Source organism: Aliivibrio sp. S3MY1 (assembly GCF_028765575.1).
Taxonomy (GTDB): Bacteria; Pseudomonadota; Gammaproteobacteria; order Enterobacterales; family Vibrionaceae; genus Aliivibrio.
On sequence record NZ_JARACO010000002.1, the window covers coordinates 66,277 to 83,938 of the forward strand.

Sequence of the window (17,662 nt, forward strand, 5' to 3'; positions counted from 1 at the left end):
ATGAAATATGGGGATATAATACGTGGTTATGGTGTTTTTTTATAGCGTTTGTAGGTAAAAAAAAGCCCCTAAAGAGTAGGGGCATAGAATGGTAAGTGGTTTGTTATATCGAATGCTTTACACTCTCGAACCCAACGGAATAATTGTCACTTTCTGGCCAATATCCACCGACTCGACTTCAGGTTGCACTTCGATTAAGCAGTTTGCTTCGCTCATTGAACGTAAGATACCAGAGCCTTGTTTGCCTGTAGTTACTACTTCCATTTGACCATTTTGATTAATCGAGTAAATACCACGGCTGTATTCAGTTCGGCCAGTACGAGAGCGGATAAATTCTTTAGCGATTGCTGTAAAAGTCTCAGGTTTCCAGTCATCTTCGCCTTGAAGTTTGCGAAGTGCAGGCTCAACAAATTGTAAAAACGCCACCATCACTGCAACAGGGTTGCCCGGTAAACCGAAGAATGGAGTATCACCAATATGACCAAAGGCAAGAGGGCGACCCGGACGCATATTGATACGCCAGAAATTAATATTGCCCAGTTTGTCTAAAATCGTTTTGATGTAGTCGGCATCACCAACTGACACACCACCAGAAGATAAAATCATATCTGCTTGTTGTGATGCTTGAGAAAGCGTTGACTCTAAAGCGGCTTCACTGTCTTCAATGATACCAAAATCAATCACTTCACAGCCTAATTTTTGCAGTAATGCGGTTAACGTAAAACGGTTTGAGTCGTAAATAGAGTTGGCTTTTTGTGCTTCACCCGGCGCTTGAACTTCATCGCCTGTCGAGAAAATCGCAACTTTTGTTTTAGCGATAACAGGAACAGAAGCAATACCTAAAGAGGCAAGCATACCGACTTCTGGTGCCGTAATACGTGAGCCTTTAGCCACACAAGTTTGGTTTATAGCCAGATCTTCACCAGCTAGACGAACGTTTTGGCCTTTACGAATGCCTGACTTACCCGCATCGAAACGTACTTGGTCCGCTTCCTGAGTCGCTTGTTCACGCATGATCACGGTATTGCCATTTTCAGGCACTGGTGCTCCCGTCATTATTTTTGCCGCTTCACCGTGTTGAAGAGGGAGATCATAACGGTGACCTGCCATGATCTCGGCAACCACAGTGTAGCTTTCACGCTCTAAATCATCACCACAAATCACATAGCCATCCATTGCTGAATTATTATGTTGAGGAACATTGATTGGCGATAAAATATCTTGAGCTGCTAAGGCATTAATTGATTCAACTAAAGAGACATTATGTTGTGAGTTTAGAGGTGCAATAGCCTCTAAAATCTTAGCCCTGCCTTGGCTAACAGATAGGAATGCAGGAGATAACTCATCGCAGTTAGCAGATAAATCACTTTGTTGTTTATGCTGATGCTGTTTTACGTAATCAACAATGAATGCAGTGATAGCATCGGTATCATTGATGTCCATTTGAGGCAGTTCAGATCCAGCTTTAGAATCAGAAGCAATTGCAATGATGTTGTTATCCTCTGGGAAGATCCAAGGTTTACCCACCTCATCACGATGCAATTCAATCTTGGTGTATGGCAGTTGTTTAAAGCCTTCAATAAGAATCAAATCAAGTTCTGTTTGATCTAACTTATTGATGAGTTGTTGACAGGTAGTTTCTTCATCAGGCGTTTCAGTGATCAACGCATTACGAAAACGAGAGCTGATCAACATTTGGCTCGCACCCGCTTTACGTAAGCGGTAGCTGTCTTTACCTTCTTGGTCGATATCAAAATTATGATGAGCGTGTTTAATGACTGCGACTTTTAGTCCCATATCAGTCAGTTTAGGGAGCAGTTTTTCAAGTAATGTGGTTTTACCTGTGCCGCTATAAGCAGCAAAACCTAATAGAGGGATAGACGCAGACGTTAAGCTCATAATAAGGTTCCAAATTGTTCAAGTTCTTGAGGGCTATTCAAATTGATAAAAGCATTAGGGTAGTCAGAGAAATCAGCAAATACGGTATTACACTCTTTGTATAATAGGATGATTTTTCTGTCACCGCGCGCTAAGAAGGCATCAATTTTAGGAATAATTCGTTTGTGCATTAAAGTGACGACAGGTTGCATATACTCACCATCGTGAGCAACGACAATATCAGTATCTTCTTTTACTGCACCGCAAAGCAATGAAACTAAATTGCTTGGAAGGTTAGGGGAGTCACAAGGAATAAACCCAACCCAGTCAGAATTCATATTTATTAGACCAGAATGCATTCCGGCCAATGGACCTGGGTATTCACTAAACTGATCTGCAAATGTGACAGCGTAACGTGAGTACTCTTCAGTACTACGGTTAGCATTGATGGCTATCTGATCAGTTTGAGGCGCTAATGTATCTAAAGCGTGCTCAATTAACGGTTTATCTTTAAATAGAACAAACCCTTTATCTTTACCGCCCATACGACGAGCTTGTCCACCCGCTAAAATTACCCAACTAGTTTGCTTTGGCTGGAGCATACTTATCCTTGCTAACAATCACTTTTAATGGGGTCGATTCTATCAGCTTTGCGTTTGAAATGGTCCATTGACGATGACAAATTTCAGTTAATGCGTTGGTTTGGTGACTGGTGATCACAATGCTAGAGCCGCGTTCAAGGAGATCTTTGGCCATAATAACCAATAAATCGATGGACTCTTGATCAACACTGGCACTTGGTTCGTCCATTAGCAGTATAGAAGGTTTTAGCACCCAAGCTCGTGCCATCGCGACACGTTGTTTTTCACCACCAGATAAAACAGAAATATGCTCGTCAGCTAACGTTTCAAGACCAACCATGCGTAGCGCATTGATCACCATATTGCGTTTTTCAAGTTTATTCATGGTGGTGTATTTCATGCCATAAATAACATTATCGAAAACGGTGCCATCAAATAAGAATGGGTTTTGATGAAGGTACACAATTTGATTGTTGCCTGAGCGACCAAATAAGCGCGCAGTCCAATGGGGTTGGTTAAGATTAAGTTTGCCAGTCGTTGGGTTTTGTAATCCAGATAAAATCTTAAGTAGTGTTGTTTTACCTACGCCATTAGCGCCACGTAAATAGACGGACTCTTTTGGCCCTAATGATAAATGTGGGATATGGAAAAGCACACGATCATTAAATCGCATCGATAGATTATCGGCAGTAATTCTTATTGTCATTTTTTATGCCTACTAAGTACGTAAATACCCTTTACCACGAGTGATAGAGAGTAAAAAATTTAACACTAAAGCTAAAATTAATAGCACCATACCAAGGGCAACCCCTTGAGCAAACGCACCTTTTTGGCTTTCCATAGCGATTGCAGTTGGAATGTTTCGTGTTGCATTAAAGATGTTACCGCCGACCATCATCGAACAGCCAACTTCAGTAATAATTCGAGAAAACCCAGCAATAACAGCGGCTAGGATAGGGAATCGTGTTTCCCAAATTAAACTACCAAAAGCACGTGGTAATGAAGCGCCGAGGGTAAATGCGGTTTCCCATACGCGGCGGTCACTGTGTTGAAATGCGCCGTGCATCATGGCAACCATGATAGGAAAACAGATGAACATTTGACCAACAATCATCGCCTCTTGAGTAAAAAGTAGCTGCCAATCGCCAAGAGGTCCAGATCGAGAAAGAACCATATACAGCAATAAGCCAATCACAACAGTAGGTACAGATTGTAATGTGTTAATAATAGAGAGCAGTAGCCACCGCCCAGGAAATGAACCATATGCAAGCGCAAACGCCAACAAGAGAGCTGGTAATAACACAACCGCCATTGCAAACAATGAAACAGAGAATGAAACACCAACGATGCTCCACAACGCAGAATCACCGCTAAACAGTAATTGAATGGCTTCGTGAGAGGTGGCTAAGATAGTCATGGATTATTTAGCGTCCGCTGTGAACAATTTTTTACCATTAAGAGTAAAGCTATCGATCATTGCTTGGCCTTTGTCACTGACTAACCAATCACTGAATGCTTGAGCACCCTTGGTGTTTAGGTTGTTGTAACGCTCAGGGTTAATAAGAATCACTTGGTAAGGGTTAAATAGACGCTTATCACCTTCAACCATGATCTCAAGGTCAAGTTTGTTTTGGTAAGCTAACCAAGTACCACGGTCTGTTAATGTGTAAGCTTGTAGCTCAGAGGACATATTTAATGTTGGTCCCATACCTTGGCCAACGGCTTTGTAGCCACCAAAGTTTGGTTCAATCTTAGCTTGAGACCATAAGATCAGTTCTTTTTTGTTTGTACCTGAATCATCGCCACGAGAAACGAATGTTGAATCAGTTTTAGCCATCTTCTCAAATGCCGCAGTCACGTCTTTCATGCCGTGAATATGAGCAGGATCGGCTTTAGGGCCAACAAGAACAAAATCATTATACATTAATGCTTTTGGATCAACGCCATAACCTTTTTCAACAAAGTTTGCTTCCGCTTTAGGGGCGTGAGTCATTACTAAATCAACATCACCGTTTTCGCCCATTTTTAGCGCTTTGCCTGTGCCCGCAGCTAAGACTTGAACTTCATAGCCAGAATCTTTTTTAAATTCAGGTAAAATATAATCTAGTAGACCCGAGTGGTAAGTACTTGTTGTTGTCGCTAGACGTACAATGCTTGCGTCATCTGCATATACATTAGTTGCAGAAAAAGAACCAAGAGCCAGTGTAGCCATCACTGTAAACGTACTGATTTTATTGTTCATGTTATATCCATGTAGTGTTATTAAAATTACTGCAAATGCAATAAATGAATAGACTCATCGCGATCAAAGCAATCATTATGCCAGAAATAATACTGATAGAATTATCTGTAACTTAATGATATTTAACAGATTGCTAGGTATTCTGACACAAAAGCCCTACAAAAAATGTGACTAGGACAAAATGTCTCATATGAAGGCATACATTTTGTAGAATTAAAGGTAGAATAAGTAGGACATTTTGACCCACATATCTCGTTGAAGCGCATAAATTAGGAAGCTCTATGGTCTCGAAATCAGATTGGAATGCATTTTCAGTACTTGTTGTTGATGATGAAGTCGGTATGCAAACCATACTAAAAAAAGCATTAAGTAAACAATTTGGACAAGTTCATACTGTTGGAACCATTGAAGATGCCGAAGCTATTCGCCAGTCTCACCATCTTGATTTGATTATCCTTGATATCAATTTACCAGGTCAAACGGGGTTGGAATGGCAAGAGAGCATTGCTTGTGACTCTCGAAACTATGACGTTATATTTATGACGGGATATGCAGAGCTAGATACTGCAATTCAAGCGTTACGTTTAGGTGCGGCTGATTTTATTTTAAAACCGTTTAATCTTGAAAATATGCTGCAAGCGGTGAAGCGCTGTATGGATCGCCGTTTGGTTGAGCGAACTAACTTTGCATTACAACGAGAAGTGGAAAAATATAACCCAATTGAAATGATCGGCAATGCTGAAAAAACCATGGAGTTAAAACAAATGGTTGCTCAACTTGCACCATCAAATGCTGCAGTATTAATTGAAGGTGAGTCTGGTACAGGCAAAGAGTTAGTCGCTCGCGGTTTACACCAATTAAGTCACCGTAACGGCCCGTTTGTCCCTCTTAACTGTGGTGCGATTGCCCCTGATTTACTTGAAAGTGAACTTTTTGGCCATGTATCAGGCGCATTTACTGGTGCAAAGAAAGGGCGTGAAGGCTTATTTAGAGTTGCGAATAACGGCACACTATTTTTAGATGAAATAGGTGAAATGCCAATTGGGATGCAATCGTCTCTTTTACGTGCTCTAGAGCAAAAAGCCATTCGTCCGGTAGGATCTGAAAAAGAGATCCCAGTTGATGTTCGTATTGTTGCTGCAACTAACCGTAATTTAGTAAAAGAAGTTGAAAAGGGGAATTTTAGAAAAGATCTCTTCTATCGCTTAAATGTCCTTACCGTTTCATTGCCAGCCTTGCGTGAGCGTAAAGCGGACTTAGCCTGTTTAACAGAGCATTTTTCCCACATGATAGCAAAAGAAATGGGGTTAAAACCAATTCACTGGGCACATGAAGATATCGTTGCTATGGCTCAATATGATTGGCCTGGGAATATTCGTGAGCTTAAAAATATGATTGAGCGTTGTATTTTACTCGGTAAACCGCCAGTAGAGCACTGGTCTAGTTTACAAGGTGATACGCCATTGCATCAATCACCTAATCAAGAGCCGATTTTAAATCAAGAAGCAACGGAATGTACTTGTATGCCTGAAATGGATGAATACCCCGATCAGTGGACATTAAAAGAAGTTGAAAAAAAGCACATAATTACGGTTGTGGAATTGCATGATGGGAACAAGTCAGCAGCAGCAAGGCAACTAGGTGTTGCTCGTAAAACCTTAGAGAGAAAATTTAAAGAGTGGAGTGAAGATATCGCATGATGTTATCTCTTCTTTTATGGAAACGCAGAATCAAAACTATGGTGAGATATCGTTTACTATGGTTAAACTCCGTTCCTTTATTCCTCACATTATTTGCTTTAGTGATTATTACAGCGTTTTGGTCGGTACATTATACATGGCAAAGTGCACTCAATGATGTTGGAAGCAAATTATCCGTAGCAAACAACAGTATTAATTTTTTACAACAAGAACAAGGCGTTGAACTCCACAGTTTTGTAGAGTCTTATCAATTCCAAATAAGATTAAAAAATAATGATCCAGAGCTTCAATATTGGGCAAAAAACCAAGCAGATAAATATAATTCTGATTTTATTGTTGTTCATCCTGCTAACTATATTGAACATTTACCAGAATCATCAGTTAAAGCATTATCATTAGGGATACCACGTACCTTTTTTCAGGTAATGAGCAATGCTGAACTGTATAACATTAGCCCTCAATTGAGTGCGCAAGTTCAAGTGATTAATAAGAATGATGGCAGCATAGAAAAGCGTGGATTAGTAAGTCGAACGTTAATTCCTATTTTTAGCGATAACGGCGACTTAGCGTGGATAGTTGATAGCGGTATCATTCTAAATAACAGTATATTTTTAGTCGATCGGATCAGAGATCTTATTTACCCTGAGGGCGATTTAGCGTCGGATAATTATGGGACAGTAACTCTGTTTCTAGACGATTTACGTATTAGTACCAATGTTCCACTGCATAATGATTTTGCGAATAAATCACTCAATCAGGGGCGAGCTATAGGTACAAGTGTTTCAACTGTCGTAAAAGAGAGAGTCATTGAAAAGGGTGAGCGTTGGGTTAACCGAGCTTATGTATATAACGATTGGTATATCTCTGCTTATCAACCGATAAAAGACATGAACGACAATGTGGTAGGGATGCTATACACCGGTTACTTAGAGTGGCCATTATTTAAGCAATACTTACAGAATTTAGTGGAAGCAGGGGTAACCATACTTATTACTTTATTGCTATCCACTATTTTTGTGCATCGTGGGGCAAGAGATCTTTTTCAACCAATTGAAAAGATTCACTATGTGGTGAAGTCAGTACAAATGGGTAAAGATGTTCGTATTGGTGAGCTAGGGTTAGATAATAGCCACGAACTTGCGAGTCTGGCACAACAGTTTGATAATATGCTAGATCAATTGCAACAGCGAAATATAGAGATCCAACGAGCATCAAAAGACTTAGAATCTAAAGTTGAATCTCGTACTGCTAGTTTGCATGAAAAAACCATTGAGCTAGAGCAATACATTAAGTTATTAAAACAAGCGCAAGATAAGCTCATTATGAGTGAAAAACTGGCTTCTCTTGGTGAGTTGACCGCAGGGATTGCCCATGAAATAAATAATCCAACCGCAGTAATTTTAGGTAACGCGGAGTTGATTAAATATGAGTTGGGAGAGGGCGCAGAGGTTATTTCAGAAGAGCTAGATGCGATAATGGAGCAGATAGATCGAATTCGTAATATCACCCGCAGTTTGTTGCAATACAGCAGGCAGGGTGGAATTCAAGATCAAGTCACTTGGCAGTATATTAATCCAATTATCGAAGAGAGTGTGACGCTAGTTAGGACTGGCGCGCATAAGCGAGATATTGAAGTCGAGTTTGATTTTGAACAACCACCACGAGTTGAGGTTAATCGACATCATTTATTGCAGGTCTTAGTGAATCTGCAAATGAACGGTATTCATGCGATGAACAGTAAAGGTAAATTGATTATTCGCAGTCGTACGTGGTGTGAAGAAGGTAAAGAACGAGGTGCTATTATTGAAGTGGAAGATTTTGGTTGTGGCATGTCATCAGAACAATTAAATCGGATCTTTGACCCATTTTATACCACCAAACGTGACGGTACTGGTCTCGGTCTTTCTGTTTCTCAGAGCTTATTAAGCCAAACCGATGGAGAAATAAAAGTGCGATCACAACTCGGGGAAGGATCGACATTTATTGTTTATTTACCAATAAAATCAGAGCATCATCAATTTGATAATTTAGTTGGATAAAAAAGAAACATGAAAAATGTTATCCTTCTCACAAATTTGTAGAATAGCTTAATGATTGGTTTTTTTTTAACCGTAATGTTATCGAAAAATGTTGATATTTAGGCACTGTTATTAGATAGTTAGCTCGTCCGGTTATGACCCCGAACAGTACTAAATTAAGCCACATTCTGAGACGTGTGGCTTTCCTTTTTCTTCCTCTTTACTTCTTGTTTTATCGACTCTTTTCTAAATACTTCTAATCTTTTTTTAATGAAAAAACCTACTCAATAATGACTATATTATCAGTCTGATCTGTCTGTAATTGAGACTAATCAACTTTAGGGAAGGTAAGTGTCGCCTTTAATCCTCCGATGGTACTTTTATCTAAGGTTAAAGAGCCACGATAACTATGTGCCATTTCAGTCACAATATTTAAGCCAAGCCCGGTTCCTGGGGTTGATTCATCTAAACGAATGCCACGTTTAATTACTCGTTCAAACTGATCTTGAGGGATCCCTAAGCCATCATCTTCAATGATAATCTGAATTTGGTTATTCGGTATCTCAATAGAATGAACACGGATCATCGAATGTGCCCATTTATAACCATTTTCAAGTAGGTTACCGAGCATTTCATCGAGGTCTGTCTTATCAACAGCTATTTTGTCTTCGCTATTAAGTTCGCTAATTAATATTACTTCACGCTCGGCATAAATTTTATCAAATGCCATTGAGATAGCATCTACTCGTTCAGAAGGAGAGGTTGCTACAGAAAGTATATTCATTGAGCCTGCCATGCGAGCACGGCTAAGATGATAATCAATGTGTTCTTGAAGTTGACGAATAGGAATAGACAGGCGATTTTTATCTTCAATACTCAAATATTCTAATTCATTCTTAAGGATCGATAGAGGCGTTTTTAATGAATGAGATAAATTACCAGCATGATGACGAGCACGCTCAAGTAACTCTTGGTAATGAAACAATAGAGCGTTGAGCTCCGAAACCAATGGCGCGATTTCTTGAGGATAATGCTGACTTAAGGTCTTTTGTTCCCCTTTACGTAGCATGACAAGCTCAGATTGCATTTTAGCTAAAGGACGAAGTGACCAACTGACTTGGACACCAATTAAAAACAAAACACCACTAAATAGTAAGCCTAAGATAATCCAAACTTGTCCCGTTAGTTGATGCAGTGTTTGCTCTAAAGGGTCTTCATTAAGGCCAATCGTTATTGTGATTGGTGCTTTAATTTCTGGCAGATAAATTTGTTTTTGAATATAAATTAATTTTTCATTATTTGCGCCTTTAATTGTGGCTTTGGTATCTAACGGATCTTCTTCAATATTGAGTTTTTTATCCCACAAAGATCGCGAGCGAAGATCATCACCTTTAGTTGAGGCGCTCCAATAAAGACCGCTATAAGGCTGACTAAAGCGAGGATCGGATAGAGGAGATGTCATGATGAGATTACCTTTACGATTCACCTCAATATTTGCGGTGATCTCATCCATAGAAAGTGATAACTGGCTTTTTACATCTTGAACTAGATAATCGTTTACTAATTTAGGGATACCAATCCCAGCAGCCAATATCATAGCAGATAGCCAAAAAGCCGCAGCAAGAAGCAAGCGACTTTTTAAACTCAATTTTTTGAAGGTATTTTTGAATTGTCTCGGTGATGTATTCACAGTAGACCTTTTATATTTTAAGGGTTTAATTGATAACCAAGACCACGGACTGTTTTAATAATTTGTGGCGCTATTTTTTTACGAATGCGGCCAATAAACACTTCCACTGTATTTGAGTCACGATCAAAATCTTGCTTATAAATATGTTCTACCAGCGTGGTTCTTGAAATAACCTTATCAGGGTTGTGCATGAAGTAGGCAACAACCTTGTATTCTAATGCTGTTAAGCTAACGGCTTGGTCTTGCCAAAGTACTTTTGAACTGCGGGTATCTAAACTTAAATCACCAATTTTTAGAATTGGAGAAGCATTACCTGAAGCGCGACGCAATTGAGCGCGAATACGAGCGATTAATTCAACCATTTCAAAAGGTTTAGTCAAATAATCATCAGCACCAGCATTTAAGCCTTCGACGCGTTGAGATAGTGTGTCACGGGCACTTAAGATAATCACTGGGGTATTAATGTTTTCGTCGCGAATGCTTTTTAATACGGTTAACCCATTTAACTTTGGTAGGCCAAGATCGAGAACAATCGCATCCCACTCTTCAGTGGTTGCACGGTATAAAGCGTCGACACCATCTTGAGATAACTCAGGGACCCAATCAGCACCTTCTAAGGTTTCTATAATTTGTTCACCTAAACGTAAGTCATCTTCTACAACTAAAATTTTCATTATTATTCTCTTGAGTGATTATCTTTTTTGTTGTTATTTAAGAGCGGCGCGAATATCGCGGCCTTTGATCTCTGTGATTGCTAAGGTTGCGGCATTATATTCGACTTTGATTATATTGTTTTCATGTACCAGCTTTAATTCGTAGGTCCATTCATCGTCGTCTTCATCCAGTTCCACTTTGATGATCCGGCCGTGGAAGTCTTTTGCAACCATAGCGTAAAGCTCAGAAAATGGTTTTACTAAACCAGCTTGAACCGCGTCATAAACTTCATCTTGATCTTCATCGATATCTATTTTAGTGCCACTTTGATGAACATCTTGAATGAGTTGATGTCCATCAGGGTGCTCATTAGCAAAAGCATGTTGTGATAATGGAAAAAAAGTGAATAGGGCAGCAAGGTATACGGCTGATTTTTTTAGCATGATGCTTCCTAATTAAGTTAATATAGGAGCAGTATAAAACAGCGAAGATGAATAGAACATGAATTTTATACTGAAGAAAATCCAATAAGGAAAGCTCAATGTACTCTAATCATAATGAGTTATTTTGATAAATGTGTAAATTATTCTGGGTTGTTGTAGTATTTCATGATGCTATTTATAAGTTGTTGATTTTAAATTTTAAATTTTAAATTTTGTGATGGAAATCATAATTATATAATTGTTTTTTTGCCTTTTTTAAAAATATTTCACTGGTTTTACGTTTTTCAAGCTGCTAGAGTCTCATCCCTCACGCATCAAGTGGGATACCCATGTTTAAAAATAGCAATGAAAATAGCGATAAACTAGTTCCAACACTTACTATAGGATTTATTCTTTTATTCCTTCTCTTTGCTCTTGTTGATCTCTCAACATTTACAGCAACGATTCAAACCTTATTTATGTCAGCATCTACCATGTTTGGGCTATGGTGGCAGTGGTTAATGATCATCACATTTGTTTTAGCTCTTATCATAGCGATGAGCAGTTATGGCAAAATTAAGATGGGTGGTGAAGAAAAACCAGCGTTCGGTACGTTCAAATGGGTCGCAATGATCATGTGTACCTTACTTGCAGGCGGAGGTGTTTTTTGGTCAGCCGCGGAACCTATCTTTCATTTCATTACTCCTTCTCCAACTTTTTCTGATGTTAAAACGGGCACTCTTGCTGCTGTAGCGCCTGCGTTAAGCCAAAGCTTCTTGCATTGGGGTTTTTTAGCATGGGCTGTTTTAGGCACATTAAGTACAATTATACTAATGTACGCACATTATAATTGTGGTGCTAAATTACGTCCCCGCGCTCTGTTATACCCAATTTTAGGTAACAAACTTGAAAATCATTGGTTAGGCTCAATAATTGATGCTTGCTCAATTATTGCGGTTGCTGCTGGTACAATTGGCCCGATTGGTTTCTTAGCAACACAACTTAGTTATAGCTTAACGATACTGACAGGCCTTGAAAGCTCACTGATGAGTCAAATCGGTCTTTTATCTATGATTGTGGCAATTTATTCAGTTTCAGCCTTTACGGGGATGGAAAAGGGCTTACAGTGGTTAAGCCGAATGAATGTTATTGGTGCTGTTACTTTATTAGTCGCCATTTTGGTACTAGGCCCAACAAGCTTTATCTTTACTGAGTTTGGTCTTGCATTTGGTAACTATATTCAACACCTACCGGAAATGAGTTTAAGTACTGCAGATCCATCATGGAATTCGTGGTGGACATGGTTCTTTTGGGGTTGGTTTATTGGTTTTGCACCAATGATGGCTATCTTTATTGCTCGTATTTCTAAAGGTCGCAGTATTCGTGAACTTGTGATTACCGTGGCAATTATTGCTCCTATCGCGACAAACTTCTGGTTCTCTGCATTGGGTGGTACAGGTATCTTCCTTGAGCTACAAACTCCGGGTAGTATTTCTGGGCCATTACAAGAAGCGGGATTACCTGCGGTATTACTCGCGTCATTAGAGCAACTGCCTTTAAGCTGGTTGTTAATTCCTGCATTTTTACTTCTGACCACGACATTTGTTGCAACAACGGGTGATTCAATGGCGTATTCAATTGCAATGGCTGTTGAGGGAACAGATAAACCATCACGTTTCCAACGTCTGTTTTGGGCATTAATGATGGGTATTGTTGCTGGCGTACTATTGATTGCAGGGGATGGTGGATTAAACGCTCTGCAATCTTTCATTGTGATCACGGCCGTTCCGGTGTCTATCTTACTTGGCTTTACGTTTATTTCAGCACCTATTGCGGTATTAAAAATGAAAAAAGTTGAGCAAGAAAGCAAATCGTCAGTAGACTGCACTAAGAGTGTGACGGCTTAACACTTAAAGACTATGTTTTGAAAAAAGGCTTATCGCAGTGGTGCGGTAAGCCTTTTTACGCTCAGAGTATCTATTGAATTAGATAACGCTATACTCTCTTCCAAACTCCCCATTCACCAGAAGTTTCAGGGTTATTACCTTGAGTCCACCACTGAGCTTGATACGTAACACCATTAACGGTGACTTGGTCACCCGTATTATAAGTGGCTGTTGCATCCCATGTAGATGATGGATCTGTTGGTTCTGTAGGAGGCGTTGGCTCTACCGGTGCTGGTGGCGTCGGTTCTACTGGAGTCGGGTCAACAGGCGTTGGCGGTGTAGGCTCTACAGGTGTTGTTGGAGTACCACTGATCACTTCCCAAACACCTGTGGTGCTCGTTGCCGGGTTATCACCTTGGTTCCACCATTTAGCTTGGTAAGTGACACCATTTACAACCACTTGATCGCCAGTGTTATAAACCTTGCCTGCATCCCACGTGTTTGTTGGATCTGTCGGGTCGGTTGGCTCTGATGGATCGGTTGGAAGCGTTTCAACAACACGAGTTACAGGCCAGTTAGCGTGAGACTCATAGAAGTTAGTGACACATTTTTCATAGTCACCAGGAACAAGCGCAGAATATGCAGTTTGGAAGCCGACTAATTCACATTCAAAAGAAGCGCCTTCTGGACGATCAGGGTAGTATTTCCAGTTACCATCCCAGTTAGTGTAAAGCACATCGGTCGCACCATTTAGATTTAAACTACCGTAAGGTGTTTGCTGCCAACACGTATTTGCTTCATCTGCTTCAACTGGGATTTGATAATGAGACGATAGTCCTTCCCAATAACGAATGCGGTTAACAGGTTGCCCTTTGTCTTTATTTTGTTCACCACACTCGATACCACCGTTTATTACATTAATCGTTGTACCGAACCCATAACCAATACCTGCATCGCTCTCTCGTTGAGATGGCGTCCAAGTACGGTCGATAACATGAAGCATGGCAGGTTTTGGAGCTTGAGGTGTTAAGAAGAACCAAATGGCAGAAGCAAGGTTTAACCAAGAATCAGCAACTAAACCTGGATTATTTAGCAATACAGTTGCATCGCCATCGTACATGACTTCAGAGAAAGCACCGTAGTTAAAATGGTAAGACAATTGTTTCGCACCACGGCCAAAATAGCCTTCACCCGCCGCACATGGCCAACGTTTGTTTTGCCAATCATTTTGCCCACAACCAGTGGTATAACCTTCTTGGCCTTCAGACCAACCCATTTCACGAACATGCACTAACGCTTGTTGCCACTCTTCAAGACCTAGTGGGTTATCCCATGTATTATCTATTGCGATATGACCGCCAGTTTCTTGAGAGAAGTGTGCAAATGCGGTAACGATAGATTTCTTACAAATAGCATCAGCATCACGACCATCAGTATAGTCACCACAAAAAGCAGGGAATTTACCAATTGCCTGTAAGAAACGAGTATAAGAATATTCAGGCGCTGCCATTTGAGTTAAAAAGAACCACTCAGATGCAGGAAAAACACGTTCAACACGCTTTACGTTATCAGGGTTTGTTGCTAGGCCAGTATTAATAGCATCAACAACGGAGTTAGGTTGAGTTGCCAAAGCTTTTGCCCAAACATCATACATAGGATCTGCTGTCTTTGCGGCTTCAGCGGCATCAATCTCAGCTTGAGTAACAATATAGCCTGTTGGATTTTCAGGGTCTGGTTGAGGGTTCATTGTGGTACTGTTAGCGGCAAAACTACAAGCGAGTAGTGTTGGTAATAAAGCAAGTTTAAACATTATTAACGCTCCTTGTGATAATTTAAAGATTAAATTAAGTTGGAATAACTATAGGAGTTTTTATAAAGTTTAGTTATCTAGATAGATAAATCAGTTTTAACTATGCGAGTTATTTCAAAGAGTATAAATTATATACAAAAGCACAGTAAGAGTGTGATTTATAAGGCAGTCAGGGGAATGTATTAATGGTAAGCATCAAAACAGCAGAAAAAATCGATTTAAAAAAGATCTATGAAATAGAAACCGAAGCGTTTGGTAATCATGGGTATCCATCTTTCTTTATTAGACAGGCTTTTGATTGCTGGGCTAATGGATTGCTGGTTGCCAAAAAAGGTGAAGAGATTGTAGGTTATCTTTTACAAGTGCCATCAAGCGTCACAAAAGGAGACTCATGGATTTTGTCATTAGCAGTATCAAAAAATGCACAAGGTTATGGGCTTGGTAAAAAGTTACTAGAAACAGCGATTGAAAATGCAAAAGGATATAAACGATTACTTTTAACGGTATGTCCAAACAACAAGAGAGCGTATGCTTTGTATCAATCGTATGGTTTTTACTTAGTCAAAGAAGAGCAAGACTATTTTGATATTGGTGAAGATCGCCTCGTTCTTGCCCTAGATATTGTTGAGTAACTTGTTATTGTGTCTTTTGAGAATAAAAAATAGTTAGCATGAAGGTGGAGAGAGCATGGAAATCGATTATAAAGTCAATGAACCTATTACTGCAGAGCAGTTTATTACTCTATTAAAGAAAACCTCTTTAGGTGTGCGTCGTCCCATTGATGATGTTGCAAAAATACAAGCCATGCTTGATAACTCAAATCTAGTTGTGACCGCATGGGGGGATGGCGAACTCATTGGTATTGCTCGCTCAGTCACTGATTTTAACTTTTGTTGTTATTTATCCGACTTAGCAGTTGACGAAAGTATTCAGTCAGTAGGTATTGGGAAGTATCTTATTTTGGTGACCAAAGAAGAGCTGACACCTGATTGCAAATTAATCTTACTCGCGGCACCAAAGGCTGAAGGGTATTACCCAAAAATAGGCTTTGAAGCTCACAACAGTGCATGGGTTTTATCCGATGCAAGTCAGTTAAAGTTATTTTGAGGTAAAGCCATGAAATCTATAAGTGTATTAGGCTGTGGTTGGTTAGGGTTACCGTTAGCTAAATGTTTGGTTAATAATGGCTTTGCCGTTAAAGGATCGGTTCGCAGCAAAGAAAAAATAGAGTTATTGGAAAGTATCTCTGTTGCTCCATTTCTACAGGATATCGATGGTGAGGTAACAGAGTCATCATGGGCACCATTTTTAGACTCAGATATTTTAATTATTGCCATTCCTTCTAAGAATAAAGCAGGCTTTAGTGCTTTGATCCGTATCTTAGAGTCTTCATCTATTAAACATGTGGTTTTTGTTAGTTCAACCTCGGTATACGCGGATAACAATAGTGTGGTGACTGAAGAAATTGCGGCATCTGAATCTTCTGTATTATTTCAAATTGAATCGTTGTTTTGTCAATCATCGGTATTTACAACAACGGTAATTCGCTTTAGTGGTTTAGTGGGATACCAACGAAATCCAGGACGATTTTTTGCTAAAAGTGGCCGTTCTGTGAGTAACCCAGACGCACCTGTAAATATGATCCATCAGGATGATTGTGTTGAGTTAATAACACAGATCATAAAACAAGAGAAATGGAACACTATTTTTAATGCCTGTGCTGATACGCACCCAACAAAACGAGAGTTTTATACACAAGCAACTCAGCGAATAGGGGTGATTACACCTGATTTTATCGAGTCAGACACTCAAACGTTTAAAATTATTAGTAATGAAAAAATTAAACAGGCATTGGGTTATGAGTTCATTTACCCGGATGTGATGCAAATTTCTTATGACATCTAAACGACATTAATTAAGGATAGAATAATGAGCAACCTATTAGATACCAATCCACTTGTAACCACAGCATGGTTAGCTAAGCATATCGAAGATAAGAATCTCGTTATTGTGGATGCCTATATGGCGAATGTCGTCGGTAAAGAGCCGTTAGTTTATGAGGCGTTTTCTTGTCTACCTATGGCACGTAAATTGGATATAGAAGCCGACTTTTGTGATCATACATCTTCTCAAATCCATGCACTTCCTAATGAAGAGCAGTTTACTCAGGCAATACAGAAGCTAGGTATTAATTCTGATTCAATGGTTGTTATATACGATAGCCAAGGTATTTATTCTGCTCCTAGAGCGTGGTGGACGTTTAAGGTAATGGGATTTGAAGATGTTTATGTTTTGGATGGCGGATTACCTCAATGGCTAAAAGAGGGAAGAGAAACGGCATCAGAATACACAACAACATCGATATTGGGTAATGCGATGGCGAAAGCGGTGAAAGGTTTAGCGTGTGACTCGGACGAAGTAGTTAGCGTAATAAATACCAATGTGGCAATTTTAGATGCGCGTGGAGAAATGCGTTTTCTAGGCAAAGCACCAGAGCCACGTGAAGGTGTTCGTAGTGGCCATATTCCAAACTCTAAAAACCTCCCATTTTCTATTTTGTTAGATGATTATACCTATCAAGATGAAGAGACATTACGAGCTATTTTTGCAGAAAGAGTACCATCAGTAGATACGAAGATTTACTTCAGTTGTGGATCAGGTATTACCGCGTGCATCTTAATGTTGGCAGCCGTATCTATTGGTTATAAAGCGGTTGTCTTATACGATGGTTCATGGGCGGATTGGGGCAGTAATCACGCATTACCGATAGAGTAATTTAAG

16 protein-coding genes are annotated in these 17,662 nt (G+C 39.7%); 7 read left to right on the forward strand and 9 right to left on the reverse strand.

Annotation, left to right across the window (positions count from 1 at the left end):
- Positions 1-117: 117 nt before the first annotated feature.
- The 5 genes from PVK62_RS02075 to PVK62_RS02095 are packed head-to-tail and all read right to left on the reverse strand — an operon-like array spanning position 118 to position 4,701.
- A complete protein-coding gene (locus PVK62_RS02075) occupies positions 118-1,899 on the reverse strand; it encodes a bifunctional molybdopterin-guanine dinucleotide biosynthesis adaptor protein MobB/molybdopterin molybdotransferase MoeA (RefSeq protein WP_274443208.1) in 1,782 nt (593 codons plus the stop codon).
- Positions 1,896-2,480, reverse strand: coding sequence for a molybdenum cofactor guanylyltransferase MobA (gene mobA / locus PVK62_RS02080; RefSeq protein ID WP_274443207.1), 585 nt, complete (start codon positions 2,478-2,480; stop codon positions 1,896-1,898). Before mobA ends, PVK62_RS02075 begins: the two co-directional genes overlap by 4 nt.
- Positions 2,458-3,165 carry an energy-coupling factor ABC transporter ATP-binding protein gene (locus tag PVK62_RS02085; RefSeq protein WP_274443206.1) on the reverse strand — a complete coding sequence of 236 codons (708 nt, stop codon included), beginning with the start codon at positions 3,163-3,165 and terminating at the stop codon, positions 2,458-2,460. The genes mobA and PVK62_RS02085 overlap by 23 nt, the downstream gene beginning before the upstream one ends.
- A gap of 12 nt (positions 3,166-3,177) precedes the next feature.
- Positions 3,178-3,876, reverse strand: a complete 699-nt coding sequence (locus PVK62_RS02090) for an ABC transporter permease (RefSeq protein ID WP_274443204.1) — start codon at positions 3,874-3,876, stop codon at positions 3,178-3,180.
- A 3-nt stretch (positions 3,877-3,879) separates the two neighbouring features.
- A complete protein-coding gene (locus PVK62_RS02095) occupies positions 3,880-4,701 on the reverse strand; it encodes a substrate-binding domain-containing protein (protein ID WP_274443202.1) in 822 nt (273 codons plus the stop codon).
- 281 nt (positions 4,702-4,982) lie between these two features.
- Between PVK62_RS02095 and PVK62_RS02100 the strand changes: the two genes are divergently transcribed.
- Complete coding sequence (locus tag PVK62_RS02100) at positions 4,983-6,401, forward strand: sigma-54-dependent transcriptional regulator (protein WP_274443201.1); 1,419 nt, start codon at positions 4,983-4,985, stop codon at positions 6,399-6,401.
- Positions 6,398-8,440, forward strand: a complete 2,043-nt coding sequence (locus PVK62_RS02105; protein WP_274443200.1) for a sensor histidine kinase — start codon at positions 6,398-6,400, stop codon at positions 8,438-8,440. The genes PVK62_RS02100 and PVK62_RS02105 overlap by 4 nt, the downstream gene beginning before the upstream one ends.
- A gap of 307 nt (positions 8,441-8,747) precedes the next feature.
- Here PVK62_RS02105 and PVK62_RS02110 read toward each other — a convergent pair whose 3' ends face one another.
- The 3 genes from PVK62_RS02110 to PVK62_RS02120 are packed head-to-tail and all read right to left on the reverse strand — an operon-like array spanning position 8,748 to position 11,206.
- Complete coding sequence (locus tag PVK62_RS02110; RefSeq protein ID WP_274443198.1) at positions 8,748-10,109, reverse strand: ATP-binding protein; 1,362 nt, start codon at positions 10,107-10,109, stop codon at positions 8,748-8,750.
- 17 nt (positions 10,110-10,126) lie between these two features.
- On the reverse strand, positions 10,127-10,783 hold the full coding sequence (locus PVK62_RS02115) for a response regulator transcription factor (protein ID WP_274443196.1): 657 nt from the start codon (positions 10,781-10,783) through the stop codon (positions 10,127-10,129).
- A gap of 33 nt (positions 10,784-10,816) precedes the next feature.
- Positions 10,817-11,206 (reverse strand): PepSY domain-containing protein, encoded by a 390-nt coding sequence (locus PVK62_RS02120; protein ID WP_274443194.1) that lies wholly within the window; start codon positions 11,204-11,206, stop codon positions 10,817-10,819.
- A 329-nt stretch (positions 11,207-11,535) separates the two neighbouring features.
- Between PVK62_RS02120 and PVK62_RS02125 the strand changes: the two genes are divergently transcribed.
- A complete protein-coding gene (locus PVK62_RS02125) occupies positions 11,536-13,092 on the forward strand; it encodes a BCCT family transporter (protein ID WP_274443193.1) in 1,557 nt (518 codons plus the stop codon).
- 88 nt (positions 13,093-13,180) lie between these two features.
- Here PVK62_RS02125 and PVK62_RS02130 read toward each other — a convergent pair whose 3' ends face one another.
- Positions 13,181-14,881 carry a chitinase gene (locus tag PVK62_RS02130; RefSeq protein WP_274443192.1) on the reverse strand — a complete coding sequence of 567 codons (1,701 nt, stop codon included), beginning with the start codon at positions 14,879-14,881 and terminating at the stop codon, positions 13,181-13,183.
- 185 nt (positions 14,882-15,066) lie between these two features.
- Between PVK62_RS02130 and PVK62_RS02135 the strand changes: the two genes are divergently transcribed.
- The 4 genes from PVK62_RS02135 to PVK62_RS02150 are packed head-to-tail and all read left to right on the forward strand — an operon-like array spanning position 15,067 to position 17,656.
- Positions 15,067-15,513: a GNAT family N-acetyltransferase gene (locus PVK62_RS02135; RefSeq protein WP_274443191.1), complete on the forward strand. Its 447-nt coding sequence runs from the start codon at positions 15,067-15,069 to the stop codon at positions 15,511-15,513.
- A gap of 55 nt (positions 15,514-15,568) precedes the next feature.
- Entirely contained in the window at positions 15,569-15,988 is a 420-nt protein-coding gene (locus PVK62_RS02140) for a GNAT family N-acetyltransferase (protein ID WP_274443190.1), read from the forward strand.
- Between the two features lie 9 nt (positions 15,989-15,997).
- On the forward strand, positions 15,998-16,786 hold the full coding sequence (locus tag PVK62_RS02145; RefSeq protein WP_274443189.1) for an SDR family oxidoreductase: 789 nt from the start codon (positions 15,998-16,000) through the stop codon (positions 16,784-16,786).
- 24 nt (positions 16,787-16,810) lie between these two features.
- Positions 16,811-17,656 (forward strand): sulfurtransferase, encoded by an 846-nt coding sequence (locus tag PVK62_RS02150; protein WP_274443188.1) that lies wholly within the window; start codon positions 16,811-16,813, stop codon positions 17,654-17,656.
- Positions 17,657-17,662 lie beyond the last annotated feature (6 nt).

What these genes read in the sequence shown, in the direction of transcription:
- mobA (WP_274443207.1), bottom strand. Translation starts at nt 2,480, where the DNA reads ATGCTCCAGCCAAAGCAAACTAGTTGGGTAATTTTAGCGGGTGGACAA.
- PVK62_RS02135 (WP_274443191.1), top strand. Translation starts at nt 15,067, where the DNA reads ATGGTAAGCATCAAAACAGCAGAAAAAATCGATTTAAAAAAGATCTAT.
- PVK62_RS02085 (WP_274443206.1), bottom strand. Translation starts at nt 3,165, where the DNA reads ATGACAATAAGAATTACTGCCGATAATCTATCGATGCGATTTAATGAT.
- PVK62_RS02145 (WP_274443189.1), top strand. Translation starts at nt 15,998, where the DNA reads ATGAAATCTATAAGTGTATTAGGCTGTGGTTGGTTAGGGTTACCGTTA.
- PVK62_RS02125 (WP_274443193.1), top strand. Translation starts at nt 11,536, where the DNA reads ATGTTTAAAAATAGCAATGAAAATAGCGATAAACTAGTTCCAACACTT.
- PVK62_RS02075 (WP_274443208.1), bottom strand. Translation starts at nt 1,899, where the DNA reads ATGAGCTTAACGTCTGCGTCTATCCCTCTATTAGGTTTTGCTGCTTAT.
- PVK62_RS02090 (WP_274443204.1), bottom strand. Translation starts at nt 3,876, where the DNA reads ATGACTATCTTAGCCACCTCTCACGAAGCCATTCAATTACTGTTTAGC.
- PVK62_RS02120 (WP_274443194.1), bottom strand. Translation starts at nt 11,206, where the DNA reads ATGCTAAAAAAATCAGCCGTATACCTTGCTGCCCTATTCACTTTTTTT.
- PVK62_RS02095 (WP_274443202.1), bottom strand. Translation starts at nt 4,701, where the DNA reads ATGAACAATAAAATCAGTACGTTTACAGTGATGGCTACACTGGCTCTT.
- PVK62_RS02115 (WP_274443196.1), bottom strand. Translation starts at nt 10,783, where the DNA reads ATGAAAATTTTAGTTGTAGAAGATGACTTACGTTTAGGTGAACAAATT.
- PVK62_RS02130 (WP_274443192.1), bottom strand. Translation starts at nt 14,881, where the DNA reads ATGTTTAAACTTGCTTTATTACCAACACTACTCGCTTGTAGTTTTGCC.
- PVK62_RS02100 (WP_274443201.1), top strand. Translation starts at nt 4,983, where the DNA reads ATGGTCTCGAAATCAGATTGGAATGCATTTTCAGTACTTGTTGTTGAT.
- PVK62_RS02105 (WP_274443200.1), top strand. Translation starts at nt 6,398, where the DNA reads ATGATGTTATCTCTTCTTTTATGGAAACGCAGAATCAAAACTATGGTG.
- PVK62_RS02140 (WP_274443190.1), top strand. Translation starts at nt 15,569, where the DNA reads ATGGAAATCGATTATAAAGTCAATGAACCTATTACTGCAGAGCAGTTT.
- PVK62_RS02150 (WP_274443188.1), top strand. Translation starts at nt 16,811, where the DNA reads ATGAGCAACCTATTAGATACCAATCCACTTGTAACCACAGCATGGTTA.